This is a genomic window from Fluviicola taffensis DSM 16823, from assembly GCF_943372375.1.
In the GTDB taxonomy this organism is placed as follows: domain Bacteria; phylum Bacteroidota; class Bacteroidia; order Flavobacteriales_D; family Crocinitomicaceae; genus Fluviicola; species Fluviicola taffensis_A.
The window spans coordinates 80,471-105,331 of the sequence record NZ_CALRYJ010000011.1; the positions used below are offsets into that span (position 1 = coordinate 80,471).

A 24,861-nucleotide genomic window follows, 5' to 3' on the forward strand; every position below is an offset into this window, starting at 1 on the left:
GCGGAAAAAAGCCTAATTTATTTTTGAAAGCTTTCCACTGGAATCAACATGATAATTTACAAATCCGTTTTCAGTTTCTTCAACAACAATCTTTTCATCCGGTTTGATTTCAAAGAAACGATATTCAGTCAGAATTTTTCCATTTCCATCCATTAAAGCAAAATTGTAATTGCTGTTCTCGCTCTCATTGTCGGATTTTCGTTGAACAGCATATAGTTGATTCGTTCCATCAGAATAAAGTGCAATCACCTGTTGAAATTCGTTACCGCCGATTAATTGTCCAATCGAATTCATGACGCCCATGAATTTCTCCTCAATAACTTCCGAATCAATCTCTGAATCCATTGTTGTAACCAGTGAGTCGTATTGGGAAAGTTCCTCTATGTTTTGTGCAATAGTCAATTTTGGAAGTGTAGATGCCAAGGTGGAACGCAGATTCGGACTTGCTTCGAATACAAACTGACCATTCCCCACCGAATGAATACTTTTAAAAATAGGAGGAAGAAGGATCATTCCTTTTGAATCAACAACACTTGTCTGGTTGTGAAAGAACACTTGCGCATAACCGTATTGAAAATCATCGGCGGAAGTGAACCGTTCCTTGATTTCGAAATCACCTTTCCGATCGATAAAACCGATCAGGTTGGATTTGCTTGCTGCTGCCAGTCCTTCTGAAAAAGGTGCTGCATAGGTGAATTTATGGTCAATCACCACATGGTTTTTCTTATTGATGAAACCGTATTTCCCATTTAATTTAGTAAGAAAGAGCGATTCGGTCGGTGCAAACATTTCGTCGTATTCAAATGGAATGATAATGCGACCCAAAGTATCTACCAATCCGAATTTCTTATCCAGGTTTTGTGACCCGATAATCAATCCATCTTCCAGAGAAAGTAAACTATTGAACTGACAAGGAAGAACCATCTTGAATTGATGGTCGTAATATCCTAAAGAATAAGACCGTTCAAAACCATTTGATTTATTGATCTTAAAAACAAACAATCCCAAATCATTTTCAATAATACGGCTGTAAACAAATGGAACTTTTGTTTGACCTTTATCGGTAATCACTCCGTATTGTCCTGCAGCATTTTTTGAGATGAAATAGGCTCCATTATAAATAGCCTTATGGTCAATCTCTTCTTCAAATTGTGCAAAAGAAAAGAATGAACTGAAAATGATAAATCCTATTAAAATGAATCGGATCAATGTTCGATTTCTCCTTTCTCGGATAGCATTATGGCGATTCCTCGCGTGGATCGGAATTTGGAAAAAACGATGACCATGATCACTGTAATTGGGACACTTAGAAACATACCCGGCAATCCCCAGATAAATCCCCAGAAACCAAGTGCCAGAATCACAACGAGTGGACTTACATTCATGGTATTTCCCATGATTTTTGGCTCCACGATGTTCCCGGCAATAAATTGGATGGATCCCACGCTGAAAAGAATGATGAGTGATTCGCTGTATCCTCCGAATTGGATGATGCAAAACAAAGCTGGAAGAAAGGAACTGATCAATACTCCGAAAAAAGGAATGAAGCTGAAGACAAATACCAACAATGCCCAAAAGAAAGGTGCATTTAGTCCGGCTAATGTAAAAATGGAATAGGCAATGGTTGATGAAGTCAGTGCAATCACGGATTTGATCCCCAAATAATTCGTGATGGCTTTTTCAATTCTTCGGATAACTTCAATGCGTTCATTGTATGCATCCTGGTTGGGATACATGGCTTTTACCTTGCTTTTGAAAGACGATTCCTCCATGATAATGAAAAGCATATAGATCAGGACGATAACGACGTTGGAGATGACTGACTGTAAAGAAGCAAGTGCAGAGCTAATGTATTTGTTGATCAAGTCATTCGAATTGAAGCTTTTTGCAAGGTCGTCTATCTTGTAGGAAGAAAGACTGTCAAATTCTTTCATGATCGCTGTGAAGTTCTTGTTATAGACATCGTAGTATTTGATCAGTTCCTGGATATTCCGTTCAAAAATAAAACCGATGACCCAAACCAATGAAAATAGAATAGCAGAACTGAGAAGTGTCTTTAGCCATTTTGGAAACCACTTATCTTTCAATCCGATGATGTAAAAAAGCGTACGGACCTTACGCATCAAAAGCCAGAGAATAATCCCGAAAATCAGTGGGATGATCAAGCTTCGGCCCAGGTAGAGGATAATTACGGCAATGGAAAAAATGATCAGCGCATGGCTTGTCATCTGTACTTTTGCTATTTTCTTAAAAGTGTTTTCCATATTTCTTTCGAAATTAAGAAAAAGCTCCGTCCATTTTCGTTTTTAGAAAATTATAACAGGAAAAACGCCATTTGTCATCCCGTATTTATCAGGAAACAAATGGCGTTTCGATTCGCTTAAATGAAATTATTTCAATAATTCAATCACCCCTGCAGCACCTTGTCCGGTACCCACACACATGGTGACAACTCCGTATTTTTGTTTTCTTCGGCGCAATTCATTGATCATTTGAACAGTTAGTTTTGCTCCGGTACATCCAAGCGGGTGACCGAGTGCAATTGCTCCACCGTTTACGTTCACGATGTCAGGATTCAAACCAACTTCACGAATGACAGCTAATGATTGGGATGCGAATGCTTCATTCAACTCAAATAAGTTGATATCATTCAAATTCATTCCGGCTTGTTTCAATGCTTTTGGAATGGCATCCACCGGTCCGATTCCCATGATGCGAGGCTCAACACCAGCCACCGCATAACTTACTAGTCGTGCAATCGGTTCGATGTTCAGTTCTTTTACCATTTTCTCAGACATGACCATTACGAATGCGGCTCCATCCGAAGTTTGAGAAGAATTTCCAGCTGTGACACTTCCTTGTGCATCAAAAACAGGACGCAGTTTACCTAATCCCTCAATGGTTGAAACACGCGGACCTTCATCGGTATCCACATTGTATTTTTTGACTTGTCTTTTTTCGTTTTCATCCAGGAAGATATTTTCCACTTCGATCGGAACGATATCCTCTTTGAATCTGCCTTCAGCGATTGCTTTTAAAGCTTTCTCATGAGATTTCACTGAAAAGATATCTTGATCTTCACGACTAACGTTGAATTGCGTTGCAACAGCCTCTGCAGTTAAACCCATTCCCCAATACCAGGTTGGATTTTCTTTTGAAACTTTCGGATTCGGAACAATTCTCCAACCTCCCATTGCCATCACTGACATGGATTCAACTCCTCCGGCAATAATGCAATCCGCCATACCGGCTTCAATTTTTGCTTGAGCGATTGCAATGGTTTCCAAACCGGATGAACAATATCGGTTCACAGTCATTCCCGGAACTTTATCCGTTTTCAGTCCCATTAAGGAAATCAGACGACCCACGTTCAATCCTTGTTCCGCTTCCGGAGTTGCATTCCCGACAATGACGTCATCGATGCGCGTTTTTTCCACTTGAGGAACACTCGCAACCAAATGTTCAATCACACGAGCTGCTAAATCATCAGGACGGAAGAATCTAAATCCTCCTTTTCCCGCTTTTCCTACTGCTGAGCGGAATCCAGCTACTATATATGCTTTGTTTGACATGTTTTTAATTTTTATTTGAGATTCAAATTCCTCCCTTGAGGGAGGATTAAGGAGGGTGGCCATCCCCCTCGGTCCCCCTTCAAAGGGGGAAGCCGTTTTAATTCCTCAAAATCTTCCCAGATTTCACTAAGCTCTCTAATCGCTCCAACGTTTTGCGCTGCTGACATAATTCCACGAATGCTTTTCGTTCCAGATCCAATAAATATTGCTCGGAAACCACTGTGTTTTCGCTTAGATCGCCACCGCACATGACCCAGCCTAATTTCTCGGAAATGACTTGATCGTGTTCAGACATATAATGTCCGGATTTCATAGAGTTTGCACCGACATAAATGATTCCAAGCCCTTCCTGACCAAGAACGGTAATGTTCTTTTCTCTTTTCGGAGCGATGTAACCATTCGTTGCCAATTCCATTGCAGCGGCTTTCGCTCTTGTCAATTGATATTCGCGCGAAACAACCACTTCGTCTGTTCCATGTCTCAAATAACCTAAATCAAATGCTTCATAAGCAGAAGTGGAAACTTTCGCTTGTCCGATTGAAAGGAAGCGTTCACGCAAACGATTGATTTTGATATCGCCTTCTTTCAGTTCTTCTGAAAAGCGTTTTGCGAATTCTTTGGATCCGCCACCACCAGGGATCAATCCAACTCCAAATTCAACCAAGCCCATGTAAAGCTCCGCATGAGCTACAACCTTATCCGAATGCATGGATAGTTCACAGCCACCACCCAAAGCCATATTATGCGGAGCTACAATTACAGGGATATTTGAATATCGGACACGCATCATCGTATCCTGAAATGCTTTTACGGCAAAATTCAATTCATCATAATCTTGTTCGGCAGCCATCATGAAGATCATTCCCACATTCGCTCCTGCTGAGAAGTTTCCTCCGGTATTGGAAATAACCAACCCTTTGTACTCTTTTTCAGCGAGTTCAATGGATTTATTGATTCCTTCGATTACACCACTACCAATTGTATTCATTTTCGTGTGGAATTCCAAATTCAGGATACCGTCACCTAAATCAACTAACGTAGCATCTGAATTCCCCCAAACTTTGTTGGTTTCACGCAGCGCATCCAGAATCACTAAATGCTCCGTACCCGGAATAATTTGATAGGTTTTTGAAGTGATATCGTAGTAGTATTTTTTACCACCTTCGGATTTGTAGAACGAATTGTTTCCTGCAGCAGCGAGTTCCTTCACCCAATCTGCAACTACATACCCTTCACTTTCTGCCAATTCGATTCCTTTCTTGACACCTATCATGTCCCAGTTTTCAAATGGACCGTAAGACCAGGCGTAACCGGAACGAATGGCATCATCGATGCTGAAAAGTACATCCGAAATTTCAGGTACTCGTTGAGAAATGTATGCAAATAAGGAAGCGTAGTGTTTTCTCAATAAATCTCCGGCTTTTGATTTGTCGAGTAATAACATTCCCAAACGTGTCTTTAGATCCGGAGCCTGTTTTGCCATTTCCAATACTGGGAATTTAGCTTTCTCCATCGGACGGTATTCCAATGTTTCCAAATCAAGCGCAAATCGATTGACATTCCCGGAAGCATCTTTTTCCTTATAGTAGAATCCTTTTTTGGTTTTGTCTCCCAAAAATTTATTTTCAATCAGAAAGTTTAATACTTTCGATTCTTTCAAGTCCTTTACCATCTGGTCGTTTGGCAAATTTGCCTGTAAACCTTTGGTAACGTTATAAGCAGTATCCAGACCAACCAAATCACCTAACTTAAATGTTCCTGTTTTAGGACGTTCCAGAATGGCACCTGTTAAAGAATCTGCTTCTTCAATACTTAAACCAAGGTCTTGAGCTAATTCCATCACTTTTGCCATGGAATAAACCCCAATTCGGTTTCCTATGAAACCTGGAGTGTCTTTACATAGTACGGTTTTTTTACCAAGAATTTTGGAACCAAACGACATGTAGAAGTCAATAATTTCAGGAGCCGTTTCCTTAGTTGGGATAACTTCCAATAAAGGCAAATATCTTGGAGGGTTGAAAAAGTGAGTTCCTGCGAAATGTTTTTTGAAGTCATCCGATCTTCCATCCAACATCAAATGAATCGGAATTCCGGAAGTATTGGTTGAGATCAATGTTCCTGGTTTCCGGAATTTCTCCACAGTTGTAAACACCTGTTGCTTGATGTCGAGACGTTCGATAACGACTTCAATAATCCAATCTGCCTCAGCAACTTTTGCCATGTCATCTTCGAAGTTTCCTGTTTGGATTCGGGATGCAAATGACTTGCTGTAAATTGGGGAAGGATTGGATGTCAAAGCAAATTGCAAAGCTTCATTTACAATTCGATTTCTTACAGGCTTACTTTCCAGTGTAAGTCCTTTTGCTTTTTCAGCGTCATTGGGTTCCTTTGGAAGGATGTCAAGAAGAAGAACTTCACACCCTACATTGGCAAAGTGACAAGCAATTCTGGATCCCATAACTCCTGATCCCAAAATTGCCACTTTTTTAATGTGTCTATTCATAATTGATTTTTTTTTGATTGAATTCGCATGACTGATTAAATTGCAGATTATTTATCTAAAGCAGCTGTTCTTATCGTCAGCCACGGCTGACTCTTATTCCGATGGATTCGAGTTTTCCTCGTCCAGGATTTCTTGAATTTGATTGACCACAGATTCGAAAATATCGATGTGCTCTTTTGGAATGCGTTCGATTACTTTGTTGTTGAATTCGAACACGACATCACGCGCAATGTATCGTGCTTTTAGACCTTCATCTGTAAGGAAAATGCGAACGATCCGTTTGTCCAGTTTGTCTTCTTCACGGCGAATGAATCCTTTTTCTTCCATTGTCTTTAGAGTTCTTGAAAGACTAGTAGGTTCCATTCCCATTCGAGGACCTAATTGAGTGCTTGGAGTTCCTTCCCGATCAATATGAAGAAGGATGAAACCAACAGACATACTGATTCCATAGCTGTTTGCTCGTTGGTTGTACATGCGCGACATTTTGTGCCATGTTAATCGAACATCTAAGTCGATGAGGTATTGGGGCTTATTTTGCATACTGTGAACTTGACACGAATATACAAAATAATATTATGTACGCATAATAACGACACTATTTTTTTTCGAGGAAATTACCAGAGGTCCGGGTAGCGGAAAACGGTTCCGTTAAATCTAGCAATAATTTTTTGATTTTGGTTGTAAACAATTGATTCATAGCGTCCAATTGTTTTTCCGCAGTTGATTTCTTTGCAAATAACCAGAAGTTCGTCATTTACTGATACCGGTGAAATGTGTGCTATAGACGTTTCGATGCTCACTGCTTTTTGCCCGCGACTATTTGCGGCGAAAGCCAATGCGGAGTCTGAAATGGAATAGGAGATACCGCCGTGAGCTGTTTGATGCCCATTCACCATTTCCGGGCGTACGGTCATGGATAATCTGCAATATCCAGGGCCAACTTCAAGAATTTGGATGCCTAGCCATTGTGAAAAGGCATCCTTACTCATCATTTCATTGACGATATCTTGAGGTTCTTTCATTTTTTATTAATCCAATGATCTTGAAAGTAATGAAATCATGGCTAAAATAACAATGAACAATTGTGTTGCTGTTTCATCGTCCAAAGTAACTCCTTCGGCATCTTCCATTCCAATTTCCATTGCCATGAACTTCACCAAGTCCGGTTGATCCGAAAATTCTTCCAAAATGGCATCATCCTCATTTTCAAAGTACTCATCCAATAATTGAAAATAAGGTTCTTCAAAACTGTCGATTAACTCATCAGTGACACTTTTGGGGTGTAGCCCTGCTTCGGAATATGCTTCCAAAACCACTGTGAAATAGTAGATCAACAAACTTTCTAATCCTTCGTTCTGGTATTCTTGTGCTGCAGACATGATATATCCCAAAAGCACAGGTTGCGCAGTTGTTTGTGCTTCGGATAATCTGTCTAATGCATTATCATCTAAGCTATCAACTTTTTGGATAGCTGCTTCAATATGTCCTATGGAGACTTGTGCCATGTATAATTATTTTAGCACAAATGTACTGTAATCTTTAGAGAAATGCTTCGAATTTGCGCTTTTCATTTCTTGAAAATAACATGGTCTAAAATCTGTAAAAATCAACAAGTTTGCGAATTGGATAAATACTATCTTTGAAGCATGGCATATTTTACAAAAGACTATATTGATTTCTTTATTGAATTAGCTGCTAACAATAATAAGGATTGGTTTGATTTGAATAGGAAGCGTTATGAAAATTCAGTAAAGAAACCTTTCGCAGACTTTGTACAGGTTTTTATCAATCATTTGGCGAAATCGCACCCAATGTTTAAAGACCTTACGGCATCGGAATGTATTTTCAGGATCAATAGGGATATCCGGTTCTCAAAAGACAAGGCACCTTATAAATTAATGTGTTCTGCGGTTGTTGCCCCAAATGGCAAGAAGTCCAAGAGTATTCATGGAGTTTATTTTGAATTCGGACCGGAAGAAGTGCGTGTTTATGGCGGTGTTTATGAAATTGAAAAGGACGATTTGTTTTTAGTTCGTGAAGGAATAGCTCATAATCTGAAAGAATTCAATACGCTTATCACAGATAAAAAATTTGTAGAGGTTTTTGGTGAGATTCGTGGAGAAAGAAATAAGATCGCACCGAAAGATTTCAAGGAAGAAGCGGAAAAACAGCCGTATATTTTAAATAAACAATGGTATTTCTTTACCAAATTTGACGCAGAGTTAATTTTGAAAGAAAATCTATTGGAAACATTGGATAACTGCTTTCAGGTTGGTTTACCGCTTGAAACATTTTTTAATAAATTCATTCAAAGACCTTAATTTATGAAGAAGTATTTTGGATTAACCTTGTTTGTAATCCTTGGATTCAGTGCGATTGCACAAAAGAAACAGTTGTCACTTTCTGATGCTGTACTGCAACAAAACAGAGCATTTAGAGATGAGCAATGCAATGCAATTACTTGGATTCCGGGTACTGATTCGTATGTCTATACAAGTAATAATTATCAAACAATGTATCAGGCCTCGGTGAAGAAAACGGAGCCAGAGCAAGTTTTGACCATTCAAGAGGCTAATACCGCACTGGGATCCCAATTGTACAACTTTTATGGTTTTTCTTTTCGCAACACAAATGAGATTTTGTTGACTGATGGGAATAATTATTATTCGTTGAACCTGAAAACAAAAACAGGCTCCAAGTTGGTTTCCGTTGTTGAAGCGGGAGCAAATGCAGAATACGAAATGGTTAGCGGAAGCGTGGCCTATACCATTGAAAATAATTTGTGGATTGTCAATTCCAAAGGAGATAAAATTGCAGTTACATCCAATACAGACAAAAATATCGTTTCCGGTCAGACTTATGCAAGAAGTGAGTTCGGGATTACAGACGGGATTTTTTGGTCGGGAAAAGGAAATTATCTGGCATTTTATCAGAAAGATGAAACAGAAGTAAAATCATACCCGCTTGTTGATATCACTAAAACTCCGGCCGAATTGATGAATATCAAATACCCGATGGCAGGTCAGGGTTCTGAAAAGCCCAAAGTTGGGATCTATTCGGTTTCTACCGGAAAAACAGTTTTTATTTCCCCTAAGGGAGCGGTAGACAGCTATTTGACGAATTTATGTTGGACACCGGATGAAAATTTTGTTTTCATAGCAGAAGTAAATAGAGAGCAGAATCATATGTGGTTGAATCAATATGATGCAAAAACAGGATCTTTTGTGAGAACCATTTTGGAGGAGCAGCATGATAAATGGGTAGAACCGGAGCATCCGGCGTTTTTCCCGTCAGCAAACTCAAACAATTTTATTTGGATTTCTGAGAAAGATGGTTTTAATAATTTGTACTACTATTCGATTGAAGGAAAGTTGATTAAACAATTAACCGCAAACAAGTTTGTGGCAAAGGAAATTTTGCAATCCATCAACAAAGGAAAAGAAATTGTATTTGCAGCTACGGGGACAAGTCCGTTAAACACTTTGTATTATGCGGTTGATCTGAATGGGAAACAACGGTGTTTAACTTTAGAGGAGGGAACACATGGTATTGTGATTAATGACATGAATACCTATTTTATTGATCAGTATTCCTCTCATGCTGTTCCAGGGAAGGTGGAATTGAAAACAATTACCGGAAAAATAACAAAAACACTTTCTGTCTCTAAGAATAAACTGGCTGAAGTTCAAATTGGAACGGCGGATATTGGACAAATCAAGGCGGAAGATGGTTCAGTTTTATATACACGTCTTATAAAGCCAAGTAATTTTGATCCGAACAAGAAATATCCGGTAATGGTTTATGTTTATGGCGGACCACATGCGCAAATGATTACGAATTCTTGGTTGGATGGAGCAAATTTGTGGATGTATTGGATGGCTGAACAGGGTTATTTGGTATTTACATTGGATAATAGAGGTTCGGGGGAGCGTGGTTTTGCATTTGAAAATCAGATTCACAGACAGTTAGGGGTTGTTGAAATCAAGGATCAAATGAAAGGAATAGATTATTTGAAGTCATTGAATTATGTGGATACTTCCCGTTTTGCTGTTCACGGATGGTCTTTTGGTGGATTCATGACTACATCGTTGATGTTGAAACAATCTGAAACATTTAAGGTTGGTGTTGCTGGTGGACCGGTTACAGATTGGAAATACTATGAGGTGATGTATGGTGAGCGCTATATGGATCGACCGGAAGAAAATGCAAAAGGATATGAGGAAGCGTCACTTTTCTCACATGCAAATAAACTGAAGGGTGATTTGTTATTGATTCATGGGACAGTTGATGATGTTGTTGTCCCGCAACATAATGATGCATTGATTAAAAAGTTCATTGAATTGGGAATTCAAATTGATTTCTTCCATTATCCGATGCATAAGCATAATGTGATTGGAAAAGATCGGGTTCATTTAATTCAAAAAGTATTGGATTATATTATTGAGAATAATAAGTAAAAGATGTTCGTTAGACGAAGAGGGGAAAAAATCTCCTCTTTTTTTTTGAAAACCAATTAAATATGACTATATTAGTCATGAAAATTATTGTCAATAATGAAAGATATTCTTCAGAAAGCTAGGAAATCAAAAGGAATTCGTTCGCGAGAGCTTGCAAACCTGCTAGGTGTAGATCAATCGTTGATTAGTAAATTTGAGAATGGGAAAAGAATTCCTACAGAAGCTCAGGTTATTCAACTGTCAAACATACTCTCCATTAATTTGGATGAGTTGATGAAAGTATGGCTTATGCAAAAGGTTCTTATGGATGTAAAGCAATATGCATTCGCTGATGAGGTTTTGACCATGGTTCAGGAAGAATTGGCAAGCTATTATCCAAGAAGGAAATTTGATGATTTATCCATTGAGAAAACGTTGGAGGAAATAGATGAATTAAAGGGGCAGTTGGATCAGATACGTGCGTATGAGAATTATCGAATTACGGAAGCATTGGAATTGGAGTATACTTTTGAAAGTAATCGAATAGAAGGGAATACACTGACGCTTCGGGAAACTGATTTGGTCATTAATAAAGGACTTACAGTTTCCGGGAAAAGTATGCAAGAGCATTTAGAGGCGATTAATCATGGTGAAGCAATTCATTATGTAAAAGAATTGGTTTCTAAACATTCGGTTATAACCAAAAGAGAACTTCTAGGAATACATCATCTGATCCTTAGAGGAATAAATCAAGAAGAGGCTGGGAGGTATCGCAGAATCCAGGTGATGATACAGGGTAGTGGTCACCTTCCTCCGGCTCCTTACCTTGTTGAAAAGCAAATGGAAGATTATTTTATTTGGTATGAACGAAATAGAAGCTTGTTACATCCGGTAGTTTTGGCAGCAGAGATGCATGAACGCTTAGTTACAATTCATCCATTCATTGACGGTAATGGAAGAACTTCCCGTCTGATCATGAATATGATCTTATTGCAGCATGGTTTCGTGATTGCAAATATTAAAGGGGACAATACTTCGCGTTATGCTTATTATGAGGCTTTAGATGAGGTTCAAACATCTGGAAATAAAGATTCTTTCATTCGTTTCATCGCGGAAATAGAAAAACAAAGTCTTGAGAGATACCTTTCAATCCTGAAGTAAAAAATGCAATCTTGTTAGGAAATGATACCGATTATTCTTGTGTAATTCGATTCATTTCCTTTTTGAATCTTATCTTTGTTACAAAAATCCCCAAGATGGCAGATACTCTTTCGAAGACCATGAAATCTACTATTAAGACAAGTAAAGATGTTTTGTTGAAAGCTTTTCGTTTGATGGCTACAGCTAAAACATTGGCTGAAAAATACGAAGTGAACAAAGAAGTGACTGCAAAATATGTGCACGCTACTTCAAGAGGTCATGAAGCCATTCAATTAGCTGTAGGTTTGCAGTTGAAGCCCCAGGATTGGGTGTCTCCTTATTATCGTGATGATAGTATCCTTTTGGGAATTGGAATGACTCCATATGAGCTGATGTTGCAGGTTTTTGCAAAAAAGGAAGATCCGTTTTCCGGTGGTAGAACTTATTATTCACATCCTTCGTTGAAAAGGGATGACATGCCAAAAATTCCTCATCAGTCATCTGCTACAGGTATGCAGGCAATTCCTACAACCGGAATTGCGATGGGAATTCAATACAAGGAGAAAACAGGGATTGCAGAAGATTACAAAGGGGAGAATCCAATTGTAGTTTGTTCTTTAGGAGATGCATCTTGCACAGAAGGTGAAGTTTCTGAAGCATTCCAAATGGCAGCATTGAAACAATTTCCTATTGTTTATCTGGTTCAGGATAATGGATGGGACATTTCTGCAAATGCAGCTGAAACAAGAGCCCAGGATATCACTTATTATGCTCAAGGATTTAAAGGGATTGAAGTTCGTACTATTGACGGAAGTGACTTTGATTTATCTTTTCAAACGGTTCAAGAAGTCTTTGAAATTGTTCGAAAAGAAAGAAGACCATTTATCATTCATGCGAAAGTTCCACTATTAGGTCACCATACATCCGGTGTCAGAAAAGAATGGTACCGTGATGATTTGGAAGAGGCTGCAAGTAGAGATCCATATCCGAAATTGAAAGATATTATCCGTGAGCTGGAAGGTGAAGCAGATGTAATCAATATTGAATCGGAAGTTCGGAAATTGGTGGATGCAGATTACGATAAGGCTTTGAATGCAGAAGATCCTACTCCATCCAGTGTCACAGACTTTATTTTTGCTCCGACTCCAATTACAGAAGAAAAAGGAGAGCGGGAACCGGCTGGGAAGAAAAAAACTGTCATGGTTGATAGCGCATTGTTTGCAGTACGCGAAATTATGTCGCAGCATCCTGAAGCTTTACTTTACGGACAAGATGTCGGTGGTCGATTGGGAGGAGTGTTCAGGGAGGCGGCAACACTTGCTCAGACTTTTGGGGATGACCGCGTTTTCAATACGCCAATTCAGGAAGCATTCATAATCGGATCGACAGTTGGAATGTCTGCTGTGGGTTTGAAGCCATTTGTAGAGGTCCAGTTTGCAGATTACATTTGGCCGGGATTGAATCAACTATTTACAGAGGTTTCTCGTTCCAATTATTTGTCGAATGGAAAATGGCCTGTCAGCTGTGTTATTCGTGTTCCAATTGGGGCTTATGGTTCGGGTGGACCTTACCATTCTTCGAGTGTAGAGTCAGTTTTGGCAAATATTCGTGGGATAAAAGTTGTTTATCCTTCTACAGGTGCTGATTTGAAAGGGTTGTTAAAAGCAGCATATTATGATCCGAATCCGGTTGTGATTTTGGAGCACAAAGGCTTGTATTGGTCTAAAATTCCTGGAACGGAAGGAGCCATGTCTATTGAGCCGGATGAAGATTACATTATTCCAATTGGAAAAGCGCGTATTGTGCAGGAGGCTTCGGAATCATCGGTTAAGAACGGAGAATCTTGTGTGGTGATCACCTATGGACGTGGAGTTTATTGGACCTTGGAAGCTTCGAAGCATTTTGAAGGGAAAGTGGAGATTTTGGATTTGCGTTCAATCAATCCATTGGATATGGAGGCAATTTCTGCTTCCGTTGAAAAACATGGTAAAGTTTTATTGGTGACTGAGGAATCTGTTGAAGCATCCTTCACCCTTGGGTTGGCGGGAAGAATTCAACGCGACTGTTTTCAGTTCTTGGATGCCCCGATTGGTTTGGTAGGCTCAATCGATACTCCGGCAATTCCATTGAATTCAATCTTGGAAGCTGAGTTGTTACCGAATGCGGATAAAGTGAAAACGGCCCTCGAAAAACTGATAAATTATTAATCCTTGAATCAAAATCATCCACCTAGAGTCAGAGCGATGTTGGGTCGCATTGAACTGATTAAAACAGATTTATCGGATGTGAATATATCTGTTTCCCTTGATGGGATTGTGAAGGATTTGCCCGAAACGACTCAAATTTTATCTTCCATTAATTCGGAAGATAAAACACGTTTGTTGACTGCTTTGAACAATGCTTTTACAAAAAGAGATCTGACAAAGGTAAGTGCATTATATTCCTACATCGTCTTGTTTTCCGAATCGGACCAGTTGGAAATAAAAAGAGAGACTCTTCAGGATTTCCAGATTTATATCCGAGGGCATAGGAATGAGGATGAATTGAATGAGATTTTTACTCATCCCGGTTTTTCAACTTTGATAAACACTTTGGATAATAAAGATCTGACGGACTTACAATATCGATTGTTTGCCAGGTATCATTTGGATGATAAGACGAACATCGGAAGGAAGATTGCCGGTATACAAAAGAATCTGCCTTTAAACGAAGAGCAGAAAGCAACAGTGATTCAATATCTGGAGGAGATAAAAGCAGAAAAACAGAAAAACGATCTAACCGAAAACAAAAGGAGTAACAAAGCGCTTATTTGGACTTTGGTTGGGGTTGCTCTGTTAGTGATTCGAATCATATTGCGCTTATCCAGAGATTAGTGACTTGTAAACAATTCCGCTTTTATAAGTAATTCGGATCATTGATAAAAAAGGCTTCATAAGGTCTTACTTTTATATTGAGTAAGTCTATGAAAATCGGAAGCATACATACCATCGGCGCAATTGCGCAATTTTTGGGCAGAGAAGTTATTGGAGATGAGTCTTTAATCGTTACAGGGATCAATGAAATTCATCGCGTTGAGCCGGGCGATTTGGTATTTGTCGACCATCCTAAATATTACGAGAAGGCCCTCAATTCAGCGGCCACATTTATCCTGATTGATCGGGAAGTTCCTGTTCCTGAAGGAAAAGCACTGATTGTTTCACCAGTTCCATTCGACGATTACAACAAGCTTACTAATAAGTTCGCACCTCACAGGCCTCAAATGTCGATGACGGGTGAAAATTGTCAGATTGCTGATTCGGCACATCTTTCTCCAAATTGTTTTATAGGTCATGATGTCATCATCGGAGAAGATGTGATTATTCATCCCGGTGCTTATATTGGAGACGGAACAGTGATTGAAGATAACGTTATTATTGGTCCAAATGCAGTGATCGGTCATTATGCCTTTTACTATAAGAAGAAACCTTCCGGCTATGACAGGATGCACAGCTGTGGCTTTGTCTACATTGAAAAAAATGTAGAAATAGGGGCTGGATCAACTATAGATGCTGGAGTCAGTTCAATTACCCGAATAGGTGAAGGAACCAAAATTGATAACCTGGTTCAGATAGGACATGATACCGTAATAGGTAAAAATTGTCTTTTTGCATCTCAGGTAGGTATTGCTGGCTGTTGCAACATTGGTGACAACGTCACTTTATGGGGGCAAGTAGGTTGTGCTTCTGGAATAACGATTGGAGACGGGGTTGTTGTATTAGCTCAATCCGGAATCGGAAAGACGTTGGAAGCTGGAAAAGTTTATTTCGGAAGTCCTTGTGATGAGTCGAAAATAAAAATGCGTGAACTCATCGTTTTGAAAAACCTTGCAGAAGCAAAAAACAAGTGATGAAATTTGAAGCCCGCATAGCGAATCTGGAATCACAAGTTGAATTAGGAGAATTTCGTCTGAATTCCCTTTTGGAGCTAACGAGAGCTATTGCAATCAATCAAAGTATCGAGCAGATCGTTCGTTTGTTTGAATATGTTATGCGCGAACAATTGGGTTTTGATCATTTCCTGCTTTTTAATAAAGAAAATCAGTGGAGTCCGCTTTTAAAGGTAGGACTGAAGAGTAAAGTCAAAGATATTTCCGTTGAAAGGGAATTATACCGTTTTCGCGATATTACTGTCATTGAATCCAGTTATTCCCCAATAATTGATGAATTTGACATCATCGTTCCCGTTTTTCATAAGGATAAACCATTGGCCTATCTGTTAATTGCAGGGATTGAAGGCTCTGGAGTCAAGAAGTCGGAAACCTTGGCAGATATGCGCTTTGTTCAAACGCTTACCAACATGGTTGTTATGGCGATTGAAAACAAGCGGATGGCGCGAGAAGAATTGAAAAGAGAGCGCTTGAAAAAGGAGCTTGAGGTTGCTTCGGAAATGCAGAAGTTGCTCTTCCCGTCAGATTTACCCTCGAATAAACAGATGGATATTTCTGCAAAGTATATCCCACGACATGAGGTTGGTGGTGACTATTATGATTTCATTCCACTTGGTGACGATAAGTATGTGATCTGCATTGCTGATGTGAGTGGAAAAGGAATCAGTGCGGCAATGCTTATGGCAAATTTTCAGGCTACTATCCGGACATTTTATTCAACAGTTTATCAAATCAGACCATTTTCATTGGAGTTCCTAATCGAGGAATTGAATAAGAAAGTGATGACTAGCGCAAAAGGGGAGAAATTCATCACCTTTTTCATTGCTGTTTATGATACTGAAACGCGCGAGTTGGACTACGTAAATGCCGGACACAATCAACCGATTATCACTAATGGGAAAGAGAAGAAATTATTGGATATCGGATGTGTTGGTTTGGGGATGTTTGATGAGATGCCTTTCATTCAGGTTGGTAAGGAGGTGCTCAAACCCAATACGACCCTGATTCTTTACACGGATGGAGTGGTGGAATTGGAAGATGAAAAGAATTGTCATTTTGAACTGGAGCGCCTGATAAAGATCTATCATAATTTCTACCGACTTAGTATGGAGGATATGAATAATATCGTGTTTTCAAAATTGGATGAATGGCGTGGGAACAGAAAACTGGTGGATGATACCGCGATATTTTCATGCAGATTCTTCTAAGTCTTTTGCTACATTTACACAAAAAATTCAAAATGAAAATAATCAATTTAACACTCCTGTTTTTATTGGGGAATTTATCCCTGTTTGCTCAGGATGATGAGGAAATGAAACGTTCATCGGAGGTGAAAATTACAAAAAGTGAAGCTTATCCGGTGGTAGATGCTTATTCAAAAACTTACTATAAGGTAGCTAACGATGAGATTTTGGCTATCAAAAGGGTAAAAGAAGGATACTTGTTTCAAAAGTTTTCAGGGGATCAGTTGAATCTGAAAAGTTCATTCACTGAAGCCTTTTCTTTTAAAGGAGTTTCTAATTATGGGACCTATGAACTTGATTCAAGACTGGTTATGATGTATTCGATCCTTGATAAAAAAGCTGGTTCGGAAACATTGTATGCGCAATCAATTGACAAGGAAAAGGGAGCATTTGATGGTGATCCGAAAGTATTGCTGACTGTCGAGAAAGAAATCTCTTCGTTTGGATTTGTGCGCACATCATTCAACCTGTTCAGTTTTGATATTTCTGCTGATAAAAAGATGTTCGCAGTGAAGTATCGATACAAGCCAGCTGTGAAGGATGATTCAAAAAATAATGATGTTTTTGGGATGCATGTGTTTGACAGCGATTTGAATCAGAAGTGGAACGCTGATTTTACGATGCCATACACGGAGAGTTTGATTGATAATCTTGATTTTTCTGTTGATTCGGAAGGGAATGGGTTCTTCCTGATTAAAAAATACAAGGAAGAAAAGAAAATGAGAAACCGAAATAATCCGGATAACGAATCTGTTGCGATCTTAATTGCAAGTGCAGATGGAAGTTTGAAGGAGGTCGAGTTTAATTTAGGGGAAAGCATGATCGACGATGTAATCATGAAGGAAAACAAGAATGGAGATATTATTTGTGCCGGATATTACCGTAAACCAAAGTCTTATGGCGTTGATGGTACTTTTGTTTCTATTCTGGATAGCAAGGGAAATCTGAGTACCCCTAAATTTTATGAATTCTCTCTTGATTTTATCAAAAAGTACAAACGAATCTCGGAACGAGGTAAAAAGAAAATGGCGGAAGCTGATGAAAATGATAACCTGACTTTGGCGAATTTGACCATGAGTGATGTGGAAATCCTGGATGACGGCGGAATTGTTTTGGCAGGAGAGATATTCTATATTACAACGTATACCGATTCAAAAGGAAATACGCATACGACTTACCATTATGATGATGTAATTGTTGTGAAAATCAACGCTGATGGAGAATTGGGGTGGATGCAAAAGTTTCCGAAACGTTCAACCGTTGAATCTTTCAGATTATTCACTTCTCAAAAGTGTACCTATATTTTGTTTACTGATAACCCGAAAAATGCGGACCTTCCTGATGATCAAAGTCCACATGCGAGTTTTGCAAAAGAACGTTTTGTAATTGCATACAAAACAGATAATATGACGGGTGAGAGAAAGCACTTGGCTCTTTTTGGATTCAAGCAGATTGATGGAACCCCGGTTTATCAATATGCCGCAAATAGAGTAATACCATTGACCGATAATTCATTCGCAATTGAGCTTTATATCAAGCAGAAAAGTGATATGATGTTCAAAGTGGAGTTTGAGGAGTGATCAACCAATTTTAAAATAGATAAAAGACCGTTTTCAATTGAGACGGTCTTTTTTTTTACCTCATTAAATACATCTTCCCGAAGTTCTTTTTGAAGTACTGGTCAGCCCCGGAATCGCGGTGTTTGATGTCTTCTCCTTGAATTTTAGCTTTCACCTGGTACAGGTAAACACCGTTAGCAAGCGGGTCTCCGAATTCATCTTTCCCATCCCATGCATATTCTGTGATATTTCTACCGATGCGGATCAGTCCAAGTTCATCTTCCGTTATTTCCCGGATGACACGCCCGGATACGGTCATGATTTGGATAATGATGTCGTCAGGAACTTCTGTCCCGGTCAGAGTAAACACAAATCGCGTACTGGTCGAGAACGGATTGGGATAATTCATCATTTGAGTGATCGATGATTCCCGGATTACCTCAAAGGTTGCTTTGTATTCGTAATCTCCGGAGATATTACCGGATCGGTCTGTTCCCTGAACAAAAAGCTGATACATTCCGTCACTTAAGAATTCTTTCGGATAGACAATTTTGAATTTCAAATTGGATCCGGTAGCAGGATACCATTGCATGATGGTGTTTCCATTCGCATCGATGAAGGGAATTCGCTTTTGAATTCCATCAGGACCAGTGAGGTAAATTCCGAAAAGGGTGGTGTCTGAAATGTTATCCATCACCAGATAAGGATTGTCATCTTTCAAGGTAATCAGAATCTCACTGGTCGGGTCGATAATGTCTCCGTTCAGGATGTGCTGACCATTAAAGGTAACATCCAGGATGGGGTTCTTGTTGTCTTCCACAACGAAAACCGGAAGTTGCAAGATATTGTTGTAATGGTATTGCTCCAGTTGATCTGTTTGAACTAATGACCCATTGACATACGGATTGATTTCCATCCATAGGATATTATAACCTGCCCGTCCTATCGAGTTAAACTGAATGGTATCTCTTAATACTTGATGAATGCGCAGGGAGTCTTGTCTTGGGTAAGGGATAACGTGTTTGATATGTTGTTGATCCTCCATCCAATAATCTACCAGCAGGGAATCCATGTCAAATTCACTGACATTGACTACATCCACTGCAAAACTGAAATCCTGTCCTTCATACAAGGTGTCACCGCTTACAGATGCGTAATATCCGGAAGATCCATCTATTGCCGCTTCGGGAACAGGTTGGTAGAGAACGTGGATACGATCTATTTGTGCAGGTGTTAAGTTTGTCTTATCCGAATTGTAAATTCCGATTCTAATTCTTGGATAAATCGTTGCATCAATCAAATTATTCAAGTTGATAATGGAATCCAATGGAGTGAATACTGTGTCAATAGTGCCTAATAAATCATTGGTGACCCCATATTTCTCAATAAATATGCGAACACTGTCTGTGGAAGGCGATTCCAAAGAGTCTCTTCTCCAATACAAGGTTTCCCATTCAAAAGCAGGACCGATTTGAGGTGTTTTTTCAACTCCAAGATAAGCTGGTTTTAAAACGTTTGCCAAGATGTTAATTTTAGCAACGCCTACTGGTGCTTCATTAGTTACTTGATTGTCTGTCCAAAACTTAACCTGATTAAAAGAAGTGGTTCCCTTTTTAAAGAATAGTGCAAATGGATCATTAGGTTGAGAGGGATTAACGGAAGGGAAACCAAGGTTTTGGAACATGGTATAAATTCCAGGGCTAATTATCGTCCACGAATCAAAATAAGTTGTAAACGGAGAATAGATGATGACATAACTACTATCAGGAATGCCATTTTCTATCATGTTCTGAAAGTTTGCCATAGATGTGGCGCTTGTTTCATCAAACGTGAAGTAGTATTCGAAGCGATCACGACATCCTAGTCCGCCAGCACTACCTAGATTATTTAGGTTTCCGAAATTCATGGATGGATCATTATTGCTACCTGCCGGGTTTCCACTTGCACATCCCGGACAATGCGTTTTCCAAGGTTCCAATGTAGACGAATTTACTACTGCAACATAGATGTATGGATTGTAACTACATGTTGCATAATCTACCAAGCTGTTATCAATTGTCCATCCATTATAAACCGACTCATCAGGATTCGTAGTCTTCATTACCTGAACACCAATTGTATGATAATCATTCAGAATAAATTCTCTGGTTCGGGTGTTTCTATCATAAATTAATCCGGAAAACGAATTATTCTTAAACTGGAAAAAATGATCTTGTCCCCAACCGCGTTTCCCCGGGATATATTGAAAAGAATATTCCGACCAATTGGGAACAGTGCTATCGGCGGCAACTCTCCAAAAGTAAACCGTACTGTCGGTACAAGTTAATGGGAAGGGGCTGCCAAAGGCAGAAAGCCATTGATTCGGATGAACGCTTTTTACTCCACCGAGACCCGTTACAGAAAATCGTCTCAATTGTGGACTATCATAGGTGTCCGTTGTATCCAACTCGAAAAGATAGGTCCTCATTTCGGCAATCGGATTAATCGTGGATGCTTTTACAGTGATGGTATCATAAGGTATGACAGCATAATTGTAAGGCCAGATTGGAAGCATCCCATCAATATTCAAAAAGAAGTTGGCACTTGCCTGGTTGTTCGAAATTTCCTCAAACTGCTCCTGATATACATTCGGAATATCAATGGAAACAGTAAAGTTATTGACGCCTGCACTAATTTCTGCTTGTAAAGGGAATTTGCGCTTGATAATGGTGTCGTAATTCAATCTAGGTAAGAATAAAGTCTTCAAAGAATCAGTTGCTGTGCCAGGGAAATTTCTTCGAATCTCAACGTAAACAGGAGTTTTAATCGATTTTCCAATATTCCGGATAGTGAAAGTCAGTTCTACGCTATCCACGGATAGATTCACGTTGTTGGGACTCAGACTCAAATCAGTAACTTGAATATCAATTTCAGGAGCGGTACTGTAATTGACTTTGAGCATCGGGTCTCCGTGAAGTGTCATCTGCGTGCAGGCAGATTCATAGAATACAAGCCCGTCACCTAAAACCGGAGTGTATTGATCATAAATGGTTTTGATGGTGCTCTTGATTTGTGAGCCAAAAGTCTTTCCGTAATTCTTGTAAGAGAATTGTTTGTATAGTTCCGTCGAATAAATGGCAAGCGGTGAATCGTAACCGACAGAAATAGTGGATAAAAAGGCGATTGCTCCTTCATTCGGAATATTGACAAAATTCTCAGAGGTAGAGTTTCCGGATTTGAAAATGTTCCCATTGTAACAAGAGTTTCCGATAACAATTGGGTATTTACCAAAATTATTCCAGTTGCTAGGCTCATCGATATTAATCTCAAAACCATTATTTGATGCTGCAGCATGACCGAAGAAGTTCATGATGGAAACACCGTCTTCTATTTTTTGTGTAACAGTGGTTACAACATTGGGGTCGAGCGGGTTACTGGAGGATTTGAAGTAATTGGTAACATTTCCGGCAAAGACAGTGTCTTCAACAATCGCCTTCATCTGGTTCATGTATCCCTGGAATTGGTTTTGTTGCAAAGCGTCAGATCCACCTACAAAATGTAATAACTGCTTTTGCCAATTCTTTGTTTCGGCAAAATTTAATCCTGGATTACTTTGAGCATCCTCGTATTGTTCAATTTTAGAAAGGTAATTTTCGACTTCGGTATTCGAGGTCATGGAAAGTCTACCCGTAGGTAAAAGTGGTTCCCACGCATTCACACTGATTAGTCCTGCAGTTGTTGCGACATCACTTGCGGGATAACCCATTGGAGGAATGAGGCAATTGACAAAATTGGTGGGAGAACTGCGTGTTTCACCAATACTTAATCCTTTTCCAATCAGAAGTAATCCTTCCGGTTTTTGAGTACTTGTATTGTGAATGAAATGGACAAATCGACGAATGGCAAGAGGATGTTTGATAATCCCCCCCGCAAATTGCAAATACAATTCTTCAATATTTGCCTGGAGTACATTGTGTCCGCCACCACTCAAGGAAGAGCGGTAACTTAAATAGGAATCCTTACTGCTTGCAAGTGAAGGATGATAAACAAAAATAAGAGCCGAATCACTATTCAAGGTGCTGAAATCTGTAAAAACCCCTGTTCCATTTACCGGAGTTAAGGAATTAATGGAAGTTGCAGTGTTTATGTCAACCACCAAAACTTCTGTTTCACTCCCCGAAGGGTTATTGGGTATAATGAACTGAATTAAACCGGCATTCACTGTTGGGATTTCATATCTGGGCACAGAGCCAAAACTTAGAATCAATGGCGCAGATCCGCTGAAATTGCTTAGATCGATTCTACTTTTAACAGCCCCGTTTTGAACAAAAAAACGATCAAATGGTTGATTGTTTCCAATTGGAAGCCTTGGATAAGAAAGCACTGCGTAAGTAAAGATCTGCCTGTCCACGGTAATATTCAGATCCATGATGATTTCATGATGAATGTTCGTTGTTCCATTGGTCAAATCTGCTGCTTGGAAATTATTAATCGTTTTCACTTGGTAATAATTCCCATAGGTGGTATCGATAATCGGCAAATTGGATGCTCCGAAGGTCAGTTTTGTGTGATGATTGAGTGGTGGTATGGAGATTGGGTTATTCAGGTCTCTTCCCATTGAATTGGATGAAAGACGGCATTCCAGCTTTACGGGTAATCCGCCTGCTCCCGTATACACATTTGGCGTTGGAATCGCGATATTGGATGATACATTGGTAGATGTTGATGCCAATTCAGTAAGTCCGTAACCTTCACCTCTGGAATAGATAGAACCGGAGGCTTCATCTACAACGACTCCTTCACAATAGGCTTCCGAATAATTACTTCTATATTCTGAACGGACGAAATTACTTGGAGTATAATTCGAATAATTCTGATCCGGCTGTAAAGCAAAGCGAAGTCCTGTGCCTGAATTCTTCCAGGAAAAAAAGTAGGTGATGGTGTCATTGATCAGACTGTATCCCGGATTTGCCATCTGAGCCGGATTCGGATACATGATGGAATCCAGCCAGCCATCATTTCTATATGCATAGAATAGAAAATAGTCGCCCGGGTCAAATGAATTATCCCCATTGTCAACCATATAAACAGGGACTTCCTTATCTTTTCCGAAGATCTGAAAACTGGATGGATTTAGGGTTGAAACGGGTATTCCATTGCTGTTCAATGTGGCGTAATCGATCTTATAAAGCCCATTTTGAGCAATTTTAAATCCGTAAAATTTTTGGGAATAATCAATCCACTCGTTTCCGTAGGGTTGACTCCATGCAAAAACAACAGGTAGAAGCGTAAGTAGTATTAAGTAGAGTTTTTTCATAGGCTCTTCTTATTCATCTGTTTTCACGGCAGCATTTTTCGGTTTATTCAATGCTAGACGTAATGAAATGACGTGCGAATATAATGCTGTTGATGCATCACCGATATCGGTAAATGCATAGTCTAAATATACTGCTTTAATGTGTAGGCCGATACCGATGTTTGGTTGAATGGTTAATTTTTTTGAGTCATCGAAATTCTTGATATACTGCATATTGGATATACCGCCTCGCAAAGTAACGAGTTCCTTAAATCCGAAAGCGATTCCGACATGTGGATCGAAACTGACCACATTTGTTTTGATAATGGTATTTCGTTTTCCATCCGTTGTCATATCCAAATCCAATTCTCCGGAAACATAAATTCCTTTTTTACCCAATGGTTGTTTGTAGTAAGTTGCCAAAATCATTCGCGGAAGCGTTAGTTCCAGTCCATTTTGTGGCAATTCATTTCCCGTTAATGTAAATACTTGTTTCGTTTGGTCATCCAAAGTAAAAACCCAGGCATTGAATGTAGAAGTCAAGTCACGAATGACCAATCCAAACTTCAAGCGTTCACTTTTCTCATAAGTGGCGCCGGCATCAATACCAAAGCCCCACGATTTAGCAAAATCACCTACTTTTCTATAAATCACCTTGAAATTTCCACCCAATGCTAACCCTTTGATTTTGGTTTTGCGGGCATATGAAAACAAGAATGCATAATCTGCTGCGGTAAATGTGGTGATCTTGTCGTAGTCAATTCGACCTTCGTTATCAATCAATTGGGTCGTGTTCGGAATATCGTCTACTGCAAAACGAATGACGGATAAACCAACTGCACTTTTTTCGTCAATTTGATGCGCCAGACCTAAATAGTCGTATTTGGCGATTCCAGCGAAATATTCGGAGTGCATCAAACCGATGTCCAGCCATTTATTCGTTCTGACCAAACCAGCCGGATTCCAGTAACCACTGTTCACACCACTAGTTTGCGCTACTACCGCATTGGAAAGACCAAGAGCATCCGCTCCAATTCCGATTGCTAAGAATTCATTCGAGTATTTGGGCGCAACCGAACCTTGTCCAAACGAAAAGAAGGTGCAGAAAAAAACGCAAACAATTAGGTAAAATTTCATAGTAAACAAGTTCCTTACGAATGCTTTAACTGCATCTTTTATAAAAAATTGTGTATCCGAATGGTTTATT

At 39.4% G+C, this 24,861-nt stretch carries 17 protein-coding genes; 8 read left to right on the forward strand and 9 right to left on the reverse strand.

The genetic code is table 11. The features are described 5' to 3' along the window. Window positions 1-12: 12 nt before the first annotated feature. The 7 genes from AAG807_RS14945 to AAG807_RS14975 all read right to left on the reverse strand — a co-directional run bounded on the left by AAG807_RS14945 (window position 13) and on the right by AAG807_RS14975 (window position 7,580). A complete protein-coding gene (locus AAG807_RS14945; protein WP_341905582.1) occupies window positions 13-1,209 on the reverse strand; it encodes a WG repeat-containing protein in 1,197 nt (398 codons plus the stop codon). Further along, window positions 1,206-2,264: an AI-2E family transporter gene (locus AAG807_RS14950; RefSeq protein WP_341905584.1), complete on the reverse strand. Its 1,059-nt coding sequence runs from the start codon at window positions 2,262-2,264 to the stop codon at window positions 1,206-1,208. The genes AAG807_RS14945 and AAG807_RS14950 overlap by 4 nt, the downstream gene beginning before the upstream one ends. A gap of 126 nt (window positions 2,265-2,390) precedes the next feature. Then, on the reverse strand, window positions 2,391-3,572 hold the full coding sequence (locus AAG807_RS14955; protein WP_341905586.1) for an acetyl-CoA C-acyltransferase: 1,182 nt from the start codon (window positions 3,570-3,572) through the stop codon (window positions 2,391-2,393). A gap of 97 nt (window positions 3,573-3,669) precedes the next feature. Continuing rightward, window positions 3,670-6,075 carry a 3-hydroxyacyl-CoA dehydrogenase/enoyl-CoA hydratase family protein gene (locus tag AAG807_RS14960; protein ID WP_341905587.1) on the reverse strand — a complete coding sequence of 802 codons (2,406 nt, stop codon included), beginning with the start codon at window positions 6,073-6,075 and terminating at the stop codon, window positions 3,670-3,672. Window positions 6,076-6,168: 93 nt separating this feature from the next. Beyond that, a complete protein-coding gene (locus AAG807_RS14965) occupies window positions 6,169-6,549 on the reverse strand; it encodes a MarR family transcriptional regulator (protein WP_341905589.1) in 381 nt (126 codons plus the stop codon). Window positions 6,550-6,689: 140 nt separating this feature from the next. Beyond that, entirely contained in the window at window positions 6,690-7,097 is a 408-nt protein-coding gene (locus AAG807_RS14970) for a hotdog fold thioesterase (RefSeq protein ID WP_341905592.1), read from the reverse strand. A 6-nt stretch (window positions 7,098-7,103) separates the two neighbouring features. Next, window positions 7,104-7,580 carry a hypothetical protein gene (locus AAG807_RS14975; RefSeq protein ID WP_341905595.1) on the reverse strand — a complete coding sequence of 159 codons (477 nt, stop codon included), beginning with the start codon at window positions 7,578-7,580 and terminating at the stop codon, window positions 7,104-7,106. Between the two features lie 141 nt (window positions 7,581-7,721). On the opposite strand from AAG807_RS14975, the gene AAG807_RS14980 reads away from it, so the two are divergent. From AAG807_RS14980 to AAG807_RS15015, 8 genes are all read left to right on the forward strand, one after another. Beyond that, window positions 7,722-8,396 carry a DUF2461 domain-containing protein gene (locus AAG807_RS14980; RefSeq protein ID WP_341905597.1) on the forward strand — a complete coding sequence of 225 codons (675 nt, stop codon included), beginning with the start codon at window positions 7,722-7,724 and terminating at the stop codon, window positions 8,394-8,396. 3 nt (window positions 8,397-8,399) lie between these two features. Continuing rightward, window positions 8,400-10,532 carry a DPP IV N-terminal domain-containing protein gene (locus tag AAG807_RS14985; RefSeq protein ID WP_341905599.1) on the forward strand — a complete coding sequence of 711 codons (2,133 nt, stop codon included), beginning with the start codon at window positions 8,400-8,402 and terminating at the stop codon, window positions 10,530-10,532. Between the two features lie 96 nt (window positions 10,533-10,628). Next, window positions 10,629-11,672, forward strand: a complete 1,044-nt coding sequence (locus AAG807_RS14990) for a Fic family protein (protein ID WP_341905601.1) — start codon at window positions 10,629-10,631, stop codon at window positions 11,670-11,672. Between the two features lie 95 nt (window positions 11,673-11,767). Then, on the forward strand, window positions 11,768-13,858 hold the full coding sequence (locus tag AAG807_RS14995; RefSeq protein ID WP_341905603.1) for a thiamine pyrophosphate-dependent enzyme: 2,091 nt from the start codon (window positions 11,768-11,770) through the stop codon (window positions 13,856-13,858). Between the two features lie 3 nt (window positions 13,859-13,861). Next, window positions 13,862-14,524 carry a hypothetical protein gene (locus AAG807_RS15000; protein WP_341905606.1) on the forward strand — a complete coding sequence of 221 codons (663 nt, stop codon included), beginning with the start codon at window positions 13,862-13,864 and terminating at the stop codon, window positions 14,522-14,524. Window positions 14,525-14,613: 89 nt separating this feature from the next. Then, window positions 14,614-15,537 (forward strand): LpxD N-terminal domain-containing protein, encoded by a 924-nt coding sequence (locus AAG807_RS15005; protein WP_341905608.1) that lies wholly within the window; start codon window positions 14,614-14,616, stop codon window positions 15,535-15,537. Further along, window positions 15,537-16,784, forward strand: coding sequence for a PP2C family protein-serine/threonine phosphatase (locus tag AAG807_RS15010; RefSeq protein ID WP_341905610.1), 1,248 nt, complete (start codon window positions 15,537-15,539; stop codon window positions 16,782-16,784). Before AAG807_RS15005 ends, AAG807_RS15010 begins: the two co-directional genes overlap by 1 nt. 32 nt (window positions 16,785-16,816) lie before the next feature. After that, the gene (locus AAG807_RS15015) at window positions 16,817-18,400 is read left to right on the forward strand and encodes a hypothetical protein (protein ID WP_341905612.1); all 1,584 of its coding nucleotides are present in this window, start codon (window positions 16,817-16,819) and stop codon (window positions 18,398-18,400) included. 55 nt (window positions 18,401-18,455) lie between these two features. Here the strand turns inward: AAG807_RS15015 and AAG807_RS15020 are convergent, their stop codons facing one another. Both AAG807_RS15020 and AAG807_RS15025 read right to left on the reverse strand, forming a co-directional pair. Beyond that, window positions 18,456-23,675, reverse strand: coding sequence for a C25 family cysteine peptidase (locus AAG807_RS15020; protein ID WP_341905615.1), 5,220 nt, complete (start codon window positions 23,673-23,675; stop codon window positions 18,456-18,458). Window positions 23,676-23,684: 9 nt separating this feature from the next. Then, window positions 23,685-24,791: a PorV/PorQ family protein gene (locus AAG807_RS15025; protein WP_341905616.1), complete on the reverse strand. Its 1,107-nt coding sequence runs from the start codon at window positions 24,789-24,791 to the stop codon at window positions 23,685-23,687. Window positions 24,792-24,861 lie beyond the last annotated feature (70 nt).